The following is a 521-nucleotide window of genomic DNA, read 5'->3' as shown; positions in this document are numbered from 1 at the left end:
AGGGGATCGGCTGATCGCCGCCAATGTGGACGAGAATGTGGAGTTCATCGGCAAGCTGTTGGGGGACGGCGCCGATGTGGTTACCCGTTTTTTCACCGTTCAATACACTCCCGATCGCCGGGCGGCAGTCATGTACATCGACGGGCTGGTGGATCTCTCCCTGATCGACCGCTTCGTCCTTTCCCCGCTGATGACGGATGCGGAAAAGATCAAGACCAAGACGGATCTGTGGGAGTTGATCAACGAAAGCTTGATCAAAACCGGTGAGACGAAGGTCACTGCCCGGATGAAGGATTTGGTGGAGGGGATCCTCTCCGGGGATACGATCCTGCTTTTAGACGGGGAGAGCCAAGGGCTGGTCATCGGCTCCAAGGGATGGCCCATGCGGAGTGTGGAGGAGCCCAAGACGGCCGCCGTCGTCCGCGGTCCCCGGGAGGGGTTTTCCGAGACGATCCGGGTCAATACCGCTCTGATCCGCCGCCGGCTGCGGGATCCCGATCTGCGGATGAAAGGCTTCAAGG

1 protein-coding gene is annotated in these 521 nt (G+C 60.1%); it reads left to right on the top strand.

Annotated features, from left to right (window positions below; genetic code table 11):
* Positions 1 to 25: 25 nt before the first annotated feature.
* The coding region (locus tag RZO55_RS02135; RefSeq protein WP_318062660.1) for a spore germination protein at positions 26 to 521 on the top strand (496 nt) is incomplete at its 3' end.

This window comes from Clostridium boliviensis, assembly GCF_033342255.1.
Taxonomy (GTDB): Bacteria; Bacillota; Clostridia; order Lachnospirales; family Lachnospiraceae; genus Lacrimispora; species Lacrimispora boliviensis.
Note: the sequence above shows the minus strand (reverse complement) of the source record. Positions and strands in the feature narration are given on the sequence as shown.